14 protein-coding genes are annotated in these 15434 nt (G+C 68.8%); 12 read left to right on the forward strand and 2 right to left on the reverse strand.

Features of this window, described 5'->3' with window-relative positions; genetic code table 11:
- Window positions 1-400: 400 nt before the first annotated feature.
- Window positions 401-922 (reverse strand): ArsR/SmtB family transcription factor, encoded by a 522-nt coding sequence (locus OG558_RS29355; RefSeq protein WP_405065883.1) that lies wholly within the window; start codon window positions 920-922, stop codon window positions 401-403.
- Between the two features lie 57 nt (window positions 923-979).
- Between OG558_RS29355 and OG558_RS29360 the strand changes: the two genes are divergently transcribed.
- From OG558_RS29360 to OG558_RS29385, 6 genes are all read left to right on the forward strand, one after another.
- Window positions 980-1963 (forward strand): S41 family peptidase, encoded by a 984-nt coding sequence (locus OG558_RS29360; protein ID WP_405065884.1) that lies wholly within the window; start codon window positions 980-982, stop codon window positions 1961-1963.
- Window positions 1964-1972: 9 nt separating this feature from the next.
- Window positions 1973-2710: a peptidoglycan editing factor PgeF gene (gene pgeF, locus OG558_RS29365; RefSeq protein ID WP_405065885.1), complete on the forward strand. Its 738-nt coding sequence runs from the start codon at window positions 1973-1975 to the stop codon at window positions 2708-2710.
- Entirely contained in the window at window positions 2707-3420 is a 714-nt protein-coding gene (locus OG558_RS29370; RefSeq protein WP_405065886.1) for a YggS family pyridoxal phosphate-dependent enzyme, read from the forward strand. The genes pgeF and OG558_RS29370 overlap by 4 nt, the downstream gene beginning before the upstream one ends.
- 70 nt (window positions 3421-3490) lie before the next feature.
- Window positions 3491-4057, forward strand: a complete 567-nt coding sequence (locus OG558_RS29375) for a cell division protein SepF (protein ID WP_329475846.1) — start codon at window positions 3491-3493, stop codon at window positions 4055-4057.
- 38 nt (window positions 4058-4095) lie between these two features.
- The gene (locus OG558_RS29380; protein WP_329475847.1) at window positions 4096-4401 is read left to right on the forward strand and encodes a YggT family protein; all 306 of its coding nucleotides are present in this window, start codon (window positions 4096-4098) and stop codon (window positions 4399-4401) included.
- Between the two features lie 246 nt (window positions 4402-4647).
- A complete protein-coding gene (locus OG558_RS29385) occupies window positions 4648-5406 on the forward strand; it encodes a DivIVA domain-containing protein (protein WP_328521776.1) in 759 nt (252 codons plus the stop codon).
- Between the two features lie 817 nt (window positions 5407-6223).
- On the opposite strand, the gene ileS is transcribed toward OG558_RS29385, so the two are convergent.
- Window positions 6224-9376, reverse strand: coding sequence for an isoleucine--tRNA ligase (ileS, locus tag OG558_RS29390; RefSeq protein ID WP_405065887.1), 3153 nt, complete (start codon window positions 9374-9376; stop codon window positions 6224-6226).
- A 276-nt stretch (window positions 9377-9652) separates the two neighbouring features.
- Between ileS and OG558_RS29395 the strand changes: the two genes are divergently transcribed.
- The 6 genes from OG558_RS29395 to OG558_RS29420 all read left to right on the forward strand — a co-directional run bounded on the left by OG558_RS29395 (window position 9653) and on the right by OG558_RS29420 (window position 15359).
- Window positions 9653-9928, forward strand: coding sequence for a DUF167 domain-containing protein (locus OG558_RS29395; RefSeq protein WP_405065888.1), 276 nt, complete (start codon window positions 9653-9655; stop codon window positions 9926-9928).
- 181 nt (window positions 9929-10109) lie between these two features.
- Window positions 10110-10799, forward strand: coding sequence for a TraR/DksA family transcriptional regulator (locus tag OG558_RS29400; protein WP_329475851.1), 690 nt, complete (start codon window positions 10110-10112; stop codon window positions 10797-10799).
- Complete coding sequence (gene lspA / locus OG558_RS29405; protein WP_405065889.1) at window positions 10772-11455, forward strand: signal peptidase II; 684 nt, start codon at window positions 10772-10774, stop codon at window positions 11453-11455. Before OG558_RS29400 ends, lspA begins: the two co-directional genes overlap by 28 nt.
- Before the next feature lie 14 nt (window positions 11456-11469).
- Window positions 11470-12378, forward strand: a complete 909-nt coding sequence (locus tag OG558_RS29410) for an RluA family pseudouridine synthase (protein ID WP_329484892.1) — start codon at window positions 11470-11472, stop codon at window positions 12376-12378.
- Complete coding sequence (locus tag OG558_RS29415; RefSeq protein ID WP_405065890.1) at window positions 12375-12992, forward strand: Type 1 glutamine amidotransferase-like domain-containing protein; 618 nt, start codon at window positions 12375-12377, stop codon at window positions 12990-12992. The genes OG558_RS29410 and OG558_RS29415 overlap by 4 nt, the downstream gene beginning before the upstream one ends.
- A gap of 54 nt (window positions 12993-13046) precedes the next feature.
- The gene (locus OG558_RS29420) at window positions 13047-15359 is read left to right on the forward strand and encodes an ATP-binding protein (RefSeq protein WP_405065891.1); all 2313 of its coding nucleotides are present in this window, start codon (window positions 13047-13049) and stop codon (window positions 15357-15359) included.
- Window positions 15360-15434 lie beyond the last annotated feature (75 nt).

Raw genomic sequence — 15434 nt, forward strand, 5'->3', positions numbered from 1 at the left:
GCCCGCCCTCAGCCCGGCGACCCGGTCCGCACGGTCCAGTCGGGGCAGCAGTCGCCGCAGTCGGCGCCGCACACCCCGGCCTCTCCGACCGCGCCGGGGACCCAGCACTCCTGGCCGACCCACGGCCCCAGCACCTCGGGCGCGACGCCGGGGTCGGGCGCCGCGTCGACGTCGGGCAACGGTTCGTCCCAGCCCACCCCGACCCGCCCGGCCCGCAAGCCGGACCCCGAAGAAGACCTCGACATCCCAGACTTCCTCAAATAACCGGCCACCAGGTCCGGCCACCCGTCTCCAGGTCCCGCCTCGCGCGACCTCGGCGTACGGCGACAAGCGGGGGCCGTGGACAGGTCCTGGTGGTCTGAGACAAGGAATAACCTGTCTCGGCCCCCGATTCCCTGCGTCAGGACCCGGCAGATGGCTGGGGCTGACGCGGGCGGTAGACCGAGACGACGACGCCGTACCGGGACTCGCCGGGGCCGGCGTCGGTGAGTTCATCGACCATCCGCTCCAGCGTCGCGGCCAGTTCCGCGGCTTGGTCCGCGGTCAGCCGGACGTTCCGCAACAGCACCAGCGGGTCGGCGTCGTCGGTCTCGAGCTCGGCCGCGATCGCCTGCAGGACGACCGTGTTGTTCGCCCGCGCGCCCTCACCGACGAAGTCGAACTTCCGCGCCGATCGCCGGTAGTACTGCTCGGTCCCGCCGCGCACCTGCCGGGTCTCGGCCACGTGCACCATGCCGGCCTCGCGCAGCACACCCAGGTGATGGGCGACGTTGCCTTTCGCCGTGCCGAGCGCGACGGCCAGCTGGCTGATCGTGGCCGCCTCCTGCCCGAGCGCGAACAGCAGGCGGTGCCGCAGCGGGTGCCCGAGCGCCTTGAACTGCGCGGCCGTCGACACCTCGAGCCGGTCGGAGATCTCGCTCATGAATCAAGCGTCAATATCTCTTGACGCTTTGTCAAGCCGCATGCTTCACTCCTGCCCATGCAGACCGAAGAGATCCGCGCCGTCGTCGGCCGGCTGGGCGCGCTCGTCGCCGAGCACTACGTCTTTCCCGAGACCGGTCGGGAGGTGGCCGACCGGCTCGCCGCCGCCACCGCCGACGGCCGGTACGACGAGCTCCGGGAGCCCGAGCGGCTGGCCGAGCGGGTCACCGACGACCTGCAGGTCGGCAACCACGACAAGCATCTGCGGCTGAGGTTCCACCGCGACGGGCTGCCGGACGAGGCCGACCCGATCGCCGAGGAGGCCCACTGGCGCCGCCGGGCCGCTCTCGACGCCGGTGGGATGGCGCGGGTCGAACGCCTGGACGGCAACATCGGGCTCCTGGAGATCCGGCCGTTGCTGTACGCCCCTACCCACGCCGGCCCGGCCGTGACCGCGGCGATGACCCTGCTCGCGTCGACCGACGCGCTGCTGCTCGACCTGCGTCGCTGCCTGGGCGGGTCACCCGACCAGGTCGCCTTCGTCTGCAGTCATCTGGTCGATGCCGACGACGCGGTCCATCTGAACGATCTGGTCACTCCGGCCGACGGGACCACGCGGCAGTTCTGGACGTCGCCGTACGTGCCGGGTCCGCGGTTCGGTGGCTCCAAGCCGATCTGGGTGCTGACCAGTTCGGTGACGTTCTCCGGCGCGGAGGAACTGTCGTACAACCTGCAGCAGCTCGGGCGAGCGGTGATCGTCGGCGAGCGGACGGGTGGCGGTGCGCATCCACGGCGTGGGTTCAAGCTGCACGAGCAGCTCGAGGCGACGATCTCGGTGCAGCGTGCGATGAACCCTGTCTCCGGGACCAACTGGGAAGGAACCGGCGTGACGCCGGACGTCGAGGTACCCGCGGACCAGGCCTTCGCCGAGGCCTACCGCCGGGCTGCCGAGCACGTCCTCGGCCTGCCATCGGATCCGGAGCGGAACACTGTGACCGACGAGGCTCGGACAGTGCTGGGAGCACAGGTCGTCGCTGGGTAACCTTCAGTCGTGTTCGGCTACGACGAGGTTCTCGACGACGTCCGCTTCGCCTTCACCGACCGCTTCGGCGGCACGAGCCAAGCGCCGTACGGCGAACTGAATCTCGGCAGCGCGGTCGGCGACGATGCCGAGGCGGTGACGGCGAACTTCCGGCTGATCGCGGCCGAGTTCGGAGTCCGGCCGGAGGGTGTCGTGCGGGTCAGCCAGGTCCATGGACGCGACGTGTCTGTCGTGCGGCCGGACGACGAGCTTCCGATGCAGCCGATGCCGAAGGCCGATGGTGTCGTCACCACGCGCGACGATGTGGTGCTGTGTGTTCGCGCCGCCGACTGTCTTCCGGTGTTGCTCGCAGGCGACGGCGTGATCGGTGCGGCTCACTCCGGTCGCAAGGGCATGTACGTCGGCGTCGTACCGGCGACTGTGGAGGCGATGCGGGAGCTAGGTGCCACGCGGATCACCGCCGTACTCGGGCCGTATGCCTGTGGGAACTGCTACGAGGTGCCGGCGGAGATGCGGAACGAGGTCGTCGAGCGGGTGCCGGCGTCGTACGCGGAGACCAGCTGGGGTACGCCGGCCATCGACGTGGCGGCCGGGGTCCGCGCACAACTGGACGAGCTGGGCGTCGAGGTGGTCGACGCGACGGCGTGCACGATCGAGTCGGAGACCCTGTACTCGTACCGGCGGGAAGGCCCCGTCAGTGGCCGGATGGCCGGCCTGGTCAAGCTGGGCGCGGTGACCACGGCGTGACGACGCGCGCGGACGAGCTGCGGGCGAATCTCCACCACGCCCGGGAGCGGATCGAGAAGGCCTGTCAGGCGGCCGGGAGGTCTCCGGACGAGGTCACCCTTGTCGCGATCACCAAAACCTTCCCAGTCAGCGATGTACGGGCGCTGGCGGACCTCGGCGTCCGTGACGTCGGCGAGAACCGTGAGCAGGAGCTCAAGGCGAAGGCCCCGGACTGCCCGGACCTCACCTGGCACTTCGTCGGTCAGCTGCAGTCGAAGAAGGCCCGCTCGGTCGTCCGCTTCGCGTCGGCTGTGCACTCCGTCGACCGGTTGTCGCTGGTGGCCGCGCTGTCCAAGGCCGCGGTCGCCGAAGAGAAGACCCTTCGCTGTCTCCTTCAGGTGAGTCTCGCGTCGTACGGATCCGCGGACGCCGCGACCGGTGCCGCCCGCGGTGGCGTCGAGCCGGACGCCGTACTGGATCTCGCCGGTGAGGTGGCGTCGGCGGACGGGCTCGAGCTCGGGGGAGTGATGGCGGTCGCGCCACTAGGCGCGGACCCTGACGAAGCCTTCGCCGGCCTGCGCGAGGTAGCGTCCCGGCTACGCTCCGAACACCCCGGCGCCGACTGGATCTCGGCCGGGATGACGGCCGACCTGGACGCCGCGATCAGGCAGGGAGCGACACACGTCCGGCTCGGGCGCGCCTTACTCGGAACGCGTACCCCCTCGGGTTAGTGTCGACATCGAGCAGGTTTTGCTTCCTGCTCACCGTTGTCGCCGAACCGGATCGAGGGGCTGGAGGGCCATGAGCGGCGCGCTGCGCAAGATGGGTGTCTACCTCGGCTTGGTCGAGGACGGGGAGCGCTACAACGCGCGGTACGACGACGAGTACGACGACCTCGACGAGTACGACGACGAAGCCGTCGACGGGGAGTCCCACGAGACCGAGCCGGTCCCCGCCGGCCGGGAGAACCGGGACGTCCGCGAACCGCGGGCCGAGTCTCACGTTCACCCAGGCCGCGAGGAGCAGGGCGCGACGGTCAGCAAGTTTCCAGAACGACGTGGTGTCGCACCATCCCCGGAGGTTACCGAGTTGGCTCGCATCACCACCGTGCACCCGCGCAGCTACAACGAGGCGCGTGTCATCGGTGAGCACTTCCGCGACGGCACGCCCGTCATCATGAACCTGACCGAGATGGATCACGCCGACGCCAAGCGACTGGTCGACTTCGCGGCCGGGCTGATCTTCTGCTGCCGTGGGTCGATCGAGCGGATCACCACCAAGGTGTTCCTGGTCTGCCCGCCGAACGTGACAGTGGCCGCCGAGGAGAAGGAGAAGATCGCGGCGGACGGGTTCTACAACCAGAGCTGACCCGCTCCCTTCCGCCGTCTTCTACACTCATTGACGACATGGTTGCTCTAGCGCTCGTCCTCAGTGTTCTCAGCTGGGTGCTGCTCGCCTTCTTCCTCGTGCTGGTGGCGCGGTTCGTACTCAGTCTGATCGTCATGTTCGCGCCGCAGTGGCACCCGAAGGGCCCCCTGCTGCTGTTCTTCGAACTGATCTACTCGGTCACCGATCCGCTCCTGAAGCCGCTGCGGCGGATCCTGCCCCCGATCGGGGCCGGCGGGGTGCGGATCGACCTGTCCATGCTGATGCTGTTCGTCATCGTCTCCGTGGCGATGTCGATCAACTCGACGGCCCTGCGCTCACTGTGATCCAGTGCGGCGCAGACCACAGGGAACCGGTGGATCATCCACCGAGTCCGAGGGTGAGGACGCCGGGGACAGGGTAGGTACAACCACGCAGAAACGGGGCCGGTTCGTTGCTGGCGTTCCGCGGAATGGGCTGTTTCGCCCGCCCGGATTCCGTTAGAACACAACGAAGCGATAACGTGATCTACTGAGTCGCCGATGGTGTAGGCCACGGGGACTCCGCCAAGACACAGACAAACGAGGTGAAAGATGCCGCTGACGCCGGATGACGTCCGCTCGAAGCAATTCACGCCCGTCCGACTACGGGAGGGCTACGACGTCACAGAGGTCGACTCCTTCCTCGACGAGGTCGAAGCCGAGCTCGAGCGACTTCTCGCCGAGAACGAGGAGCTGCGGGCCAAGCTCGCGGCGGCTCAGCGCGCGGGCGCCGGCCAGGAGCGGCCGGTCGACCAGACCGCCGCGCTGCCGCCCGTCGTGCAACAGCCCAAGCCCCCGGTCGTGGTCGAGAAGCCGGAGGAGAAGCCACCCGTGGTGCCCGCTGTAGCGGCCGCGGGGGCTGCTGCGGCAGCAGGAACCGTCGGGGACGCCTCCAGCTCCGCTGTGCGGCTGCTGGAGATGGCCACCAAGCACTCCGACGACCTGGTCCAGGAGGCGAAGGACACCGCCGACAAGATCATCGGCGAGGCCCGCGCCAAGGCCGAGCGGCTGGAGAACGAGGCGCGCGGCAAGGCCGACCGGATGACCGGTGAGGCTCGCGCCCGCGCCGAGAAGCTGGACGGCGAGATCGCCGAGCGCCGGGCCCAGATGCTCGGCACGCTGGAGAAGCAGAAGGGCCAGCTCGAGCGGACGATCGACGACCTGCACGCCTACGAGCGCGAGTACCGCAGCCGGCTGAAGACCTACTTCACCGAGCAGCTCAAGGCGCTGGGCAACGGCGACGACACGCTCAGCCCGCGCAACGGCTTCCGCCCGGAGGCTCGCGCGCAGGCGCACGGTCACGGCGTCTAAAAACCTCGCGACGAGAGGCGGTGCTTTCCGGCAGCACCGCCTCTTCGTCATGTCCGGGCCCTTTTGACACACCGTCTCGTACCGGTGACACGGTGTCAGTGCGAGGCCCAGGGCCAGACGAGAGGATCTTTTGCGGCCGCTGAGCGTTTCGACGCACACGGGCCGCAGCCGGTACGGCGTCAGCCGTAGGAACGTATGCCGTGGGTGATTGGAATCTTCCCCCGCGGTAGGAGACGGATCACGCCGCCGGTGCTCGGCTGATGGTGCTCGGGTGGCCGGTTTCCGGGTCCCCGGGGTGCTGTTGCTCGGTTTGGGGAACTAAATGTGCTGTGGGTGACTGAAAAGTTCCCCACAGTGGGGACATGGAGCCAAGCTGCTCCAGCACCTGCTACCCGATGCTCGGGGCGCGGCAGTCCTGATGCGGAATCCACGACTCGGTGTCCGCGCGGGTGGCGGGGTGGGGGTTCTCGGTCCGGGGTGGTGGCGCAGCGGGATCTGCGCGCGGGAGTGCGGACATCTCCTGGGGAGTTGGGACAGCTGGTCAGCTGTCCCGGGTCCCGCTGTCGTGTCCGAGGCTCGCGCACGTGCGGTGGATCCGTCGTCCGACGAGCAACCCTGACCCCGCCCATCAGTCAGGAAGCCACCTGTCCGGGGTGTATGGACAAGACATAGCCTCGCCCGGTTCACCGTCCCTGTCCGGTGGGCTGACCCATCTGCGGGTGGGTTGGCCCACCTGATTCCGGTGGGCCAACCCACCGTCTGGTGGGCTGACCCATCGGACGGAAAGGGCGGACGGGCAGGTGGGTGGCTGGGGTGGTCAGGCCTTGGTCAGCCAGTAGGTGAGCTGCAGGTCCTCTTCGGTGCCGGTGGCAACGTCCGCGGACTCCGACGGTGCCGACTGGGCCAGCTCGACGGCGAGCACCTCGCGGGCGATCTCGTCGGCGTGCTTGCCGAGGGCATCGGTCAGGTCGGCGTCGGTCGAGGTCAGCCAGACCTTGATCCGGTCCGACACCTCGAGGCCGGCGTTCTTCCGGGCCTCCTGCAACGTCCGGACCACCTCGCGGGCCAGGCCGGCCTGCTTGAGCTCCGGGGTCACCTCGAGGTCGAGGGCGACGGTCTCGCCCTGCTCGTTCACCACGGACCAGCCTTCCTTCGGCCGCTCCGACAGCAGTACGTCGGCCTCGCCCACCTCGACGTTCTCGCCATCGACGACGACCGTCGCCTTACCCGACTCCTTGAAGGAGGCGGCCAGGGCGGCGGCGTCGGCCGCGGCGATCGCGGCGGCGACCACCGGCGTCTGCTTCGCGAACCGCTTGCCGAGCTCGCGGAAGTTGCCCTTCGCGGAGAACTCGACCAGATCCGCACCCGCCGAGGACAGCGGTTCCACCGCGCCCACGTTGAGCTCGTCGGCGATCTCCCGGAGCAGCTCGGGGGACAGGTCCGCGATCGCGGCCGATCCGACGAGCGCCCGGGACAGCGGCTGGCGCGTGCGCACCTTCGCCTCCGCCCGCGCCGACCGGCCGAGCTCGACGACCCGCTTGGCCATCGACACGTGCTGCGCGAGGACGTCGTCGATCAGCGTCTCGTCGTACGTCGGGAACGCGGCCAGGTGCACCGACTCCGGCAGGCCGGGCGTGACCGGGCGGAACACGTCCTGCCAGACCCGCTCGGTGACGAACGGCATCAGCGGCGCCATCACCCGGGTGAGCACGTCGAGCGTCTCGTGCAGCGTCGCCAGTGCGCCGGCGTCACCGGACCAGAACCGGCGGCGGGAACGGCGTACGTACCAGTTCGAGAGCACGTCGACGAACGAGTTGATCAGCAGACCGAGCCGCTGTGTGTCGAACGCCGCGTACGCCTCGTCGGTGTCCCGGACCAGCCGGTGGGTCTCGCTCACCAGCCAGCGGTCCAGCACCGAGCGCTCGGCGACCGCCGGGGCGTCCGTGGGGGACCAGTCGGCCAGCCGCGCGTACAGGGCGTGGAACGCGACCGTGTTCCAGTAGGTGAGCAGCACCTTCCGGACGATCTCGTTCAGCACGTTCGGCCCGATGCCGCGTGCCTTCCAGGGCGAGCCGGACGCGGCCATGAACCAGCGCACCGCGTCCGCGCTGTGGTCGTCCATCAGCGGGATCGGCTCGAGGATGTTGCCCAGGTGCTTGGACATCTTCCGGCCGTCCTCGGCCAGGATGTGGCCGAGGCAGACGACGTTGCGGTACGACGACTCGTCGAAGACCAGCGTGCCGATCGCCATCAGCGTGTAGAACCAGCCACGGGTCTGGTCGATCGCCTCGGAGATGAAGTCGGCGGGGTACGTCTGCTCGAACTTCTCCTTCGACCCCTCGGCCCACGGGTAGCCCCATTGCGCGAACGGCATCGCACCCGAGTCGTACCAGGCGTCGATCACCTCGGGCACCCGGCGAGCCTCGGCGCCACAGGTCGGGCAGTCGAAGGTGATGTCGTCGACGTACGGCCGATGCGGATCGGTCTCGCTCAGGTCCCGTCCGGCCAGTTCACCGAGCTCGGCCAGCGAGCCGACGCACACCTGGTGGTCGTCCTCGCAGCGCCAGATCGGCAGCGGCGTACCCCAGTAGCGCGAGCGGGAGACGGCCCAGTCGATGTTGTTCCGCAGCCAGTCGCCGTACCGGCCCCACTTGACCGAGTCCGGGTACCAGTTGGTCTTCTCGTTCTCCCGGAGCAGGGCGTCCTTCACCTGCGTGGTGCGGATGTACCAGGACGGGAGGGCGTAGTACATGACCGGGGTGTGGCAGCGCCAGCAGTGCGGGTACGGGTGCTCGTACGGCACGTGCTTGAACAGGATGCCGCGCGCGGCGAGGTCCTTGACCAGATCCTCGTCGGCCTTCTTGAAGAACTGCCCGCCGACCAGCGGGACGTCGGCGTTGAAGTGACCGCTCGCGTCCACCGGGTTGACGACCGGCAGGTTGTAGGCGCGGCTCACCGCGAGGTCGTCCGCGCCGAACGCGGGGGACTGGTGCACCAGACCGGTGCCGTCCTCGGTGGTCACGTACTCAGCCAGTACGACGTAGTGCGCCGGCTCGGGGAACTCCACCAGCTCGAACGGCCGCTGGTATGTCCACCGCTCCATCTCGCGACCGCCGTACTGACCGGTCACCGTCCAGCCCTCGCCCAGCTTGTCCAGTAGCGGCTCGGCCACCACCAGGGACTCGTTGCCGTCGGTGGCGACGACGTACTGGACGTCTGGGTGCACTGCGACCGCAGTGTTTGACACGAGTGTCCATGGAGTCGTCGTCCAGACCAGCAGTGACGCCTTGCCGGCCAGTGGACCGGAGGTCAGCGGGAAGCGGACATAGACCGAGGGGTCGACGACAGTCTCGTAGCCCTGCGCGAGCTCGTGGTCGGACAGACCGGTGCCGCAGCGGGGGCAGTACGGCGTGATGCGGTAGTCCTCGACCAGCAGGCCCTTGTCGTGCACCTGCTTGAGCGACCACCAGACGGACTGGACGTACTCGGGGTCCATGGTCCGGTACGGGTGCTCGAGGTCGACCCAGTAGCCCATCCGGACGGTGAGCTCGTTGAACGCGTCCACATGCCGCAGCACCGACGCACGGCACTTGGCGTTGAACTCGGCGATGCCGTACGCCTCGATGTCGTTCTTGCCGTTGAAGCCGAGTTCCTTCTCCACCGCGACCTCGACCGGCAGACCGTGGCAGTCCCAGCCGGCCTTGCGCTCGACCCAGAAGCCCTTCATGGTCCGGTAGCGCGGGAAGACGTCCTTGAAGACGCGCGCCTCGATGTGATGGGTGCCGGGCATCCCGTTCGCGGTCGGGGGACCCTCGAAGAACGTCCACGGCTGTCCGCCGGCGGACTGTTCGAGGCTCTTGGCGAAGGTGTCGTGCTCGTCCCAGAGGGTGAGCATCTCTCGCTCGAGCGCGGGGAAGTCAACCTGGGCCGGGACCTGCCGCCAGGGAGTTTCCGGGGTGTCTGCCGCCATCGTCCGTGTCCTTCGTCGCCAGTGACTGCTGACGAGGGACGAAGCACCAGGCGTGTCGCCTGCTACCGCGCGGTACCACCCTCCTTGGTGACCCAGAGTGTGGTCACCCACTTCCTTTACGACACGCTGCCGGTTCTAATAGGTCCTTGCGGACTGTTCTTCCGGCGGCTCAGGGGTGATTGCCCCATCACTGCCTTGCGGATCGCGGTTGTCAGTGTACGGCGTAGTACCAGGCAACTACGAATCGTTAATCGGTGGTCAGGTAGGAATTCAGGGATGAGAATTCTCCTGCGGGTGCGGCCGGGAGCTTCACGGACCGCGGTCGGGGGCCGGTACGACGGACCGTCTGGTCCGGCCCTGGTGGTCGCGGTGGCAGCCCGTGCGGTGGAGGGACAGGCGACGAAGGCTGTCCTGCAGGCAGTTGCTACCGCGTTCGGCGTACGACGCTCTGGGGTGACGTTGGTGCGGGGAGCGACCAGCCGGGACAAGGTGGTCGAGGTGGAGGGGGAGGAGAGCGACATCCGGCCGAGATTGAAACAACTGCTCGGCTGAGCCAGGGGATAACCGAATTTCTGTCAGTTTCGCTGTGACGCGCGGAACATCGAGTGGGCTTGAAGAACCGACTACCGTATCCCCACGGTCTGCGCGTCGGACTGGCACGTGGTGAACACGTGGCCTAGTGTCTTGCGACCAGTCCGCTTCAGTCACCGACGAAGGCAGGGGGTAGCTGACCATGGCTACATCGGCTCCCAAGAAGACCGCCCCCCAACGCACTGCCGCGGCCAAGAAGAGTGCCGCGAAGAAGACGACCGAGCCGGCCACGACCACGGCCCGCAAGAAGGCACCGGCGAAGACCTCGCCGGCCACGAAGACTTCCGCGGCGAAGAAGTCGACATCGACCGCCGCGGCCAAGAAGGCTCCGGCCAAGAAGACCCCTGCCAAGCATGCTCCGACGAAGAGGGTGGCCATGAAGACGAACGAGAACAGGACTCCGGCAACGGCGCCGGCCAAGTCCGCAGCACACAAGGCAGAGACCCTCACGGTGAAGTCCGGCGAGACCCCGTGGACCGCGGCCGAGCTGGCCGAGCTCCGCGGCGAGCTGGAAGCCGACGTGGTGCACCTGAGGAAGGAAATCCACGACGCCGAGCAGGAGATCGTCGGACTGCTCCGGGACGGTGGTGACGGCGCCGGGAACGACCAGGCCGACGTCGGCTCCACCACGCTGGAGCGCGACCACGAGATGTCGCTGGCGAACAACGCCCGGGACATGCTCGACCAGATCGAGCGCGCCCTGGCGAAGATCGACGACGGCACGTACGGCGTGTGCGAGAGCTGCGGCAACGCGATCGGCAAGGGTCGGTTGCAGGCGTTCCCCCGTGCGACACTGTGCGTGTCATGCAAAGAACGCGAAGAACGCCGCTGAAGGAACCCGTCTCGTCCCGTCAGGCGGGGGACGCAGAGCCACCGGAGCCGGCCGACGCACAGTCGGCCGGTTCTCCGTCGTCCTCACCCCCCGATGCCGGGGCCGGTGACGCAACCGCCGGCTCGCCCGCCGAGCCCGCCGGCGATGGCGGCGAGGCGGGGCGGAAGTCCTGGAAGTGGACCGCGCTGTTCGGCGGGGTCGGATTGCTGATCCTGCTCCTGGACCAGCTGACGAAGGCTCTGGCCTTGGCGCATCTGACGCCGGGTGAGCCGGTGAACGTGGTCGGGAGCTTGCTCAAGTTCAACCTGATCCGGAACTCCGGCGCCGCCTTCAGTCTCGGGTCGGGCTACACGCCGTACATCAGTGCCGTGCAGATCACTGTGGCGGTCGGGGTCGTCTACCTGTCCCGGCGGCTGGGGTCGGCGGGCTGGGCGGTGGCGTTCGGGCTGCTGTTCGGAGGCGCGGTCGGGAACATCATGGACCGGATCTTCCGCGAGCCCTCACCGTTCCACGGGCACGTGGTCGACTTCCTGCAGACCCCGCACTGGGCGATCTTCAACGTCGCGGACATGGCGGTCACGTCGGCCGCGATCCTGCTGGTGATCCAGACCCTGCGTGGGGTCAAGCTCGACGGCACCCGGGAGCAGCGCAAGTGAGTTCGCGGACCGTGATGGTGCCGGACGGACTCGCGGGCGAGCGGTTGGACGCGGCGCTGTCGCGGCTGTTCGGTGTGTCCCGGACCAAGGCCGCGGAGCTGATCGAGTCCGGTCTGGTCCAGGTCGACGGCGCCCCGGCACCCAAGTCGTCCCGGGTGTCGGCCGGCGTACTGCTCGACGTGGAGCTACCACCTCCGCCCGGCGAGGTGACCGTCGTACCGGAGACTGTGGACAACCTCCGGATCGTGTACGACGACGACGAGATCGTGGTGGTCGACAAACCGGTCGGGGTCGCCGCGCACCCGTCACCGGGGTGGACCGGCCCGACGGTGATCGGCCATCTGGCCGGCGCAGGCTTCAACATCTCCACCAGCGGCGCGGCCGAGCGTAAGGGCATCGTGCACCGGCTCGACGTCGGCACGTCCGGGCTGATGGTCGTCGCGAAGACCGAGTACGCGTACACGGTGCTCAAGCGCGCCTTCAAGGAGCGCACGGTCAAGAAGATCTACCACGCGCTGGTCCAAGGGCATCCCGACCCGTTCACCGGCACGGTGGACGCGCCGATCGACCGGCACCCGCACCACGACTACAAGTTCGGCGTCGTGGCCGGCGGCAAGCCGAGCGTCACGCACTACGAGACGCTCGAGGCGTTCCGGTTCGCCACGCTGCTGGAGATCACGCTGGAGACCGGCCGCACGCACCAGATCCGGGTACACATGTCCGCGATCGGTCACCCGTGCTGCGGCGACCTCACGTACGGCGCCGACCCGGTCCTCGCCGAGCGTCTCCAACTCACCCGCCAGTGGCTGCACGCCATGCGCCTCGGCTTCACCCACCCCGGCACCGGCGAGTACGTCGAGTTCACCTCGAAGTACCCGGACGACCTCGACCACGCGCTGGATCTGCTCGTCGACGCGCAATGAAGCTCTACCTGTCCTCCTTCCGCCTCGGCGACCACCCCGACCGCCTCGTCGCGCTCCTCCCACCGAACGGCCGGGTCGCGGTCGTCTGCAACTCGATCGACACCGAGGATCCCGGCGTACGCCGGGCGAAGGTCGCGGACGAGATCACCTGGCTGACTGCCTTGGGCCTGCGCGCGGAGGAAGTCGACCTCCGCCAGCCGACCGACCTCCGTGCGGAGCTCTCGCGCTACGACGGTGTCTGGGTCCGCGGCGGCAACGTCTTCGTCCTCCGAGCAGCCATGGCACGCTCAGGCGCCGATCAGATTCTCCCCGAGCTGATCCGCACCGAGCGGCTCGTGTACGCCGGCTACAGCGCCGGACCGTGTGTTCTGGCGCCCAGCCTGCGCGGACTCGAGCTGTGTGACGACGCCGGCGCGGTCGACGGTGAGGTGATCTGGGACGGCCTCGGCGTCCTCGACCATGCGATCGTCCCGCACCTCGACTCACCCGGGCACCCCGAGACCGAACTCCTCGCGAAGGTCGCCGACCTCTACGACCGCACCGGCGTACCGTATCTGCCGCTGCGGGACGGTCAGGCTCTCCTCGTCAACGGCGACGACCGCGAACTCGTCTGAACGGCCGCGACCTCGAGCCGGTCTCAAGCGCGCGGATCCGGCCTAGGCTGAGGCATGGCTGAGTCGAAGCCCGCGGCGCCGACTCGTGGCCGGTTGCCGGCTGAGCTGACGAGCTTCGTGGGGCGGCGTCGTGCGCTGGCGGAAACGAGGCGGTTGCTGTCGAGTAGCCGTCTGCTCACGCTGACCGGTTCAGGAGGAGTCGGCAAGACCCGCCTCGCGCTCCGGATGGCGGCAGAGGTACGACGGACGTTCCCCGACGGAGTCTGGTTCGTGGAACTCGGCGCCCTGCAGGATCCTGCCCTGCTCGGACACACTCTGGCCGGGACGCTGGAGCTCAGCCAGGTGTCGGCCAACCCGACGGCCGACCTGGCGGAGTACTTGGAGGACAAGCACCTGCTGTTGGTGCTCGACAACTGTGAGCACCTGGCCGAGGCGTGCGCCGTACTGGTGAGCAAGCTGCTGGCGGCGGCACCGCACCTGCGGATCCTGGTCACCAGCCGGCACGTGCTCGGTGTCGAAGGTGAGCAGGTCCTGTCCGTGCCACCGTTGTCGACGCCGACGGCCGAGGTGCCGGCCGCCGACGCCGACCAGTACGAGGCCTTGATTCTCTTCGCGGATCGCGTCCGCGCGGTGATGCCCGAGTTCGTGATCGATGAGACCAACCGGGCTCAAGTGATCGAGCTGTGCCGGCGGTTGGACGGCGTACCACTGGCTCTCGAGCTGGCGGCGGTCTGGATGCGGACGCTGTCGCTCGCGCAGATCATCGACCGGCTCCAGGACCGCTTCCGGTTGCTGACCGGCGGGCGACCGGCCGGGCCGGCCAGGCAGCAGGCGCTGGAGGCAGCCATCGGCTGGAGTTACGACCTGTGTTCCCCGGCGGAGCGGATGCTGTGGGAGCGGTTGTCGGTCTTCGCCGGCGGATTCGACCTGGAAGCAGTGGAGGAGATCTGCTCAGGCGACGGTGTCCCGCGGGACGACGTGCTCGACCTGATTGCCGGCCTGGTGAACAAGTCGGTCATCATGCGCACGGTGGCCACCGACCACGCCGTCGCCTGGTACGACATCCTCAGCACCATGTGTCACTACGGCGGCCGACGGCTGGCCGACGCCGGCCAGACCCGCGAGTTCGAGCGCCGGCACCGCGACTACTACCGGACGCTGGCGGCTCGCTGGGAGGCGGACTGCTTCAGCCCGCGGCAGGCCGACTGGTACATCCGGATGCGGCGCGAGCACGAGAACCTCCGGGTCGCCCTCGATTTCTGCCTGAGCGAGCCGGGTGAAGGCGCGGCCGCCCTGGAGATTGCGGCACCGCTGTGGAACTTCTGGTTCGCCGGGTTCCTCCGCGAAGGGCATCGCTACCTCAGCTTGGCGATCGACGCCGCGCCGGAGCAGACCCCGACCAGGGCGAAGGGGATCTGGGCCGGTGCCTACCTCTCGATGTTCCTGGGCGAGGCCGAGCAGTCGACCCGGCTGCTGGCCGAGTGCGCGGAGCTCGCCGAGCGGTACGACGACGAGCAGTTGCGGGCCCGGATCGCCGAGGTGGAGGGGCAGGCGCTGATCTACCAAGGTGATCTCACCGGTGCCGTCGCCCGGCTGGAGCGCGGCCTGGCGAGCTATCGTGCGGTCCAGGACGAGCTGGGCGAGTTCGACCTGCTGATCTTGTTGTCCGCGGCAACCTTCTTCCTCGGCGATCCGCGGGTCGAGGAGTTCAGCCGGCAGGCCTACGAGCTGGCCGAGTCCCGAAGCGCGGCCTCGTCGAAGGCCTACGCGCTGTGGAGCACCGGCATCGTCCGGTGGCGCGACCACGACCAGTTCGAGCCGGCCACGCGTGCGTTCCGCGAGGCGATCCGGCTGTGGCTGCCGATGAACGACCGCACCGGGATCGGCTTCTGCGTCCAGGCACTGTCGTGGTGCGCCGGGTCGACCGCGCCGGACGAGCGGGCGGCCCGGCTGGCGGGCGCGTCCCGCGCGGTCTGGCGGTCCAGCGGCGCGCACGTCGACGAGACGACGCCGTACAGTCAGTTCGACGAGTCGACCGCCCAGCGGATCCGCGCAGTGGTCGGCGACGAGGTCTTCGACGGGGCCTTCGCGCAAGGTGCCGCGTACTCGTTCGACCAGGCCGTCGCGCTGGCGCTGGGGGAGGAACGCGAGACCGCCACGAAGCCGGGGATGGCCGGCCGGCTGACGCGGCGCGAGCACGAGATCGCGGGCCTGGTCGGCGAGGGGCTGAGCAACCGGGAGATCGCCGCCCGCCTCGTCATCTCCCAGCGGACCGTCGAGACGCACGTCGAGCACATCCTCAGCAAGCTCGGCTTCAGCTCCCGGGCCCAGGTCGGCCGCTGGGTCGCCGAGCACCCCGATCGGTAACGTTTCCACGTTGGACTCGCACGACGTACGTAGCGATATCCGTAGGTGTCCCGATGTCCGTACGCCGTCCGGCCG

The organism is Kribbella sp. NBC_01510 (assembly GCF_045040325.1).
Classification (GTDB): domain Bacteria; phylum Actinomycetota; class Actinomycetes; order Propionibacteriales; family Kribbellaceae; genus Kribbella.